Source organism: Microcoleus sp. OTE_8_concoct_300 (assembly GCF_031383065.1).
In the GTDB taxonomy this organism is placed as follows: Bacteria; Cyanobacteriota; Cyanobacteriia; order Cyanobacteriales; family Microcoleaceae; genus Microcoleus.
Map to the genome: position 1 here is coordinate 1 of NZ_JANMZH010000857.1, position 3,193 is coordinate 3,193.

The following is a 3,193-nucleotide window of genomic DNA, read 5'->3' on the forward strand; positions in this document are numbered from 1 at the left end:
TGTTTTGATGAATTGTGGGTTGAAAACCACAATCTTGAATCCTTTGCACAGCCAAGAAGCGGAAAATCCCTATGGCAAGTCACGCTGAAAACTCTCCGCGCTGAGCTCTGCGGCAATGATGGCTTGCGCGCCCAATTCAAAGACTATACCAAAAATCCTGGGAGTACGCCTTTGCTTACGGGATTAATTGTTGCTGTTGTCGGTTTGGGTGCTTCGTCTGGAATACCGATCGATCCTAGTATAGCTACTATTATTGTTCTCTATTTGCTCAAAATTAGTCTCAATATTTTTTGTGAATATACTGAGCCTGTGAGTTAGAAATTAGGCGCGATTATCTCGTGGATGATTCGGCGATTGAAATCGCTTATACAAAAACAAAGTCCGCCGACGCGGACTAAGAATGACATACTTATGTATTTTTCTAATCATCTACTTACAATTATCGCAGTGCCCGCACCGCGTAGACTTCGCCTCATTTGCAAACCCAAAAGCTTGCAGCAAAAATTGCCACCTACATTCCTTGTGTTTCAAATAGTTTACCATTTCCTCAGCGACGGTAAAATTTGGTTTTTCGGCTTTTTGCTGTGCAGATTTATTAATAACATAATTAAAAGGATCTTGCCATTTTAATTGTCCGCTACTGTGGAGAATGGAAAGGGCGATCGCACTTTCGGGAAACTCCTGCGAAACCGCATCTACATTACCTTTGACTGGTAGGTTTTTAGCTAGCTGCTGCGCTTCTCGATATTGCGATCGCAATTTATCTTGAAAAAATTGCTTTCTTTGTTTATCTTCGGGATAAAGCAAACCCGTCGGTTCGCTAATCAATGTCAGGGCGATCGCCGATTTGCCATCGCGTCCGCCTCTACCAATTTCCTGAATGTATTCCGATAATAGCAAAGGTGCTTGAAAGTGAACAACCCACCGAACGTCGGGCTTATTAATTCCCATCCCGAATGCTGAGGTACAAATCACAAATTTAAGCTCATTGTTCAGCCAAGCTTTTTCTATTTTTCGTCGTGATTCTGGATTTAAACCTGCATGATATGCTGCTGTTTCATAACCTGCAGCTTCCAACAAATCAGCCAAATTTTCGCTATCTTTTCTAGTGCGGACATAGACTAAACCTGCTTGTTTTCGTCGGTCTTTGATAAAATTTAATAATTGCTGCTTGCGTCCTCTCGGCGTCCAGACTGTCTGCACTTGCAGGTGTAAGTTAGAACGATAGGGACTTAGCAGAAATGCTTCCGGCTTTTGCAATTGCAAGACATTTTTGATGATTTTTTGTGCTTCCGGGTTGGCGGTAGCCGTGAAAGCTGCGATCGCAATTTTACTATTTGCTGGTTTAGCTTTCAACAAAGCCGGCCGCACTGTTCCCAAACGGCGGTAAGCTGGTCGAAAGGTATCACCCCACTGCACTAAACAGTGAGCTTCATCTAATATTAAACCGTTGATTTGGATGTGTGGCTGACTGATAATTTCCCAAACAGGTTTACTGAGTAAGGTTTCGGGAGACAGGTACAGCAATCTTAATTTGTTTTGTTGCAGTGACTGCATAGTTTGTCGGCGCTGCGGTGTAGACAATTGACTATGGAGGAGGGAAGCGGGGAGATGGCGAGATCGCAATTCTTGCACTTGATTTTCCATCAAGGCGACTAACGGCGAAACTACCAAAGTTAAGCCTGTTTGTAGTAAAGCTGGCAGTTGAAAGCAGATTGATTTGCCACCACCTGTCGGCATAATTATAATTGTATCTTTTCCGGCTAACAAACTGCTAACTATTTCTCCTTGCGGTGGTCGAAAGTCGTCGTATCCCCATATTTTTTGGAAGGCGGCGCGGGCTTGATTTAATGATGTTGGTTCTGGTTGGTATTTTATTTGATTTATCCCCAAATGAGAAGTGTCAATTATACCAGACAGGACTTACACATCAATGACTATTACAGTCGCACGCTGACTGCTGAAACCGGGTTTATTCGTAGATTTCTCGTTACTAATCGCAAAATATGCGTAGAAACCGGGTTTCTCGCCCATGCGCGTCACCTCTTAAACTGTCCGAAGTGTTAATTTAATAACAGTGAATAATTTTACTCAAATTTGAATTATGAATGCAAGCACGTTAAGCGAAGTTTTCAGCTATCGGCAAAAGACTTATGACATTTTCGACACAGCAGGGGCGGTAGAAGCGGTGCGCGAAGATGGTTTTGCGCTGATTCCGGATGTACTCAGTCCGTCCGAAGTGGCCCGAACCAGGGAAGCCCTCGATCGCCTGCAACCCTTCGGACTCGATGGTAGCAGTTGGAGTGAATTGAACCAGCATTTTAAGTGCGTGTTTAATCGCGATCGGCTGTGGCTTTCCTATGTCGATCGACCGGGTATCATTGAGTTAGCCGAAGCATTAATGGGCAGCCAGTGCCATATTATCGGCATGACTGCGTGGAAAAGCGGGCCCGGTTATGATGGTTGGCGCGTCCACGTCGATCAGGTGTTTGTACCTGTGCCCGAAAGCGTGTTTGCCGTTAGCGCAGCCCTCGGAGAGGATCGCACTTTTCAACTGCCAGTATGGATTTGTACAGCCCATTTCTATCTCAGCGACATCGCAGAAGACCTCTGTCCTACCTACATTATTCCTGGTAGTCACAAATCTGGTCGAAAACCAGAGCGCGGTGAAGAAACTTGGAACGGACACTCCCCAGAACCAGTTTTGTGCAAAGCAGGAGATGTGTTATTTTTCCGCAGTGAAATTTGGCATTCCGGCGGCAAAAATACGACAACAGATGGAACTCGCTACTTACTGCAAGTGCATTATTCCCACCGCAACATCGCGCAGAAATTTTCGCCTTGGCCGTGGCAGTTTAACCCCGAAATCCTCGCTACCGCTACTGAACGGCAACTGCGGCTTTTAGGCAAACATCCTGAGTCAACTTACGGTTGAAATATCTTATGAAGATTGTTTGATGATTAGTCTAGCAAGCCTTAGGACTAAAAAATAAATAACTTGATGGATTGTCGGATATAATCAAAAACAGCGCCCTGATTGCTATTTTCTCTGAAATTGATAGAAACTCGCAAGGGATTTTTCTATTCTACCACTTTATCTGAGATTTAAACCTATGTTTTATTCTAGTTCAATTGAGTCGGAAATAAAGAAACTTTATAACTCTTTATCAGAAAAGGATAAAAGAAGGTATGC

3 protein-coding genes are annotated in these 3,193 nt (G+C 43.9%); 2 read left to right on the forward strand and 1 reads right to left on the reverse strand.

The window, feature by feature from the left end; genetic code table 11:
- On the forward strand, nt 1-318 hold a 318-nt coding region (locus tag ACUVJL_RS37590), incomplete at its 5' end, for a hypothetical protein (RefSeq protein WP_445250468.1).
- Between the two features lie 111 nt (nt 319-429).
- On the opposite strand, the gene ACUVJL_RS37595 is transcribed toward ACUVJL_RS37590, so the two are convergent.
- On the reverse strand, nt 430-1,878 hold the full coding sequence (locus ACUVJL_RS37595) for a RecQ family ATP-dependent DNA helicase (RefSeq protein WP_445250470.1): 1,449 nt from the start codon (nt 1,876-1,878) through the stop codon (nt 430-432).
- Nucleotides 1,879-2,104: 226 nt separating this feature from the next.
- Here ACUVJL_RS37595 and ACUVJL_RS37600 point away from each other — a divergent pair, with 226 nt between their 5' ends.
- Nucleotides 2,105-2,935 (forward strand): phytanoyl-CoA dioxygenase family protein, encoded by an 831-nt coding sequence (locus ACUVJL_RS37600; protein ID WP_445250469.1) that lies wholly within the window; start codon nt 2,105-2,107, stop codon nt 2,933-2,935.
- Nucleotides 2,936-3,193 lie beyond the last annotated feature (258 nt).

Excerpts from the sequence above, each read along its gene's own strand:
- ACUVJL_RS37600 (WP_445250469.1), top strand. The coding sequence starts at position 2,105 with ATGAATGCAAGCACGTTAAGCGAAGTTTTCAGCTATCGGCAAAAGACT.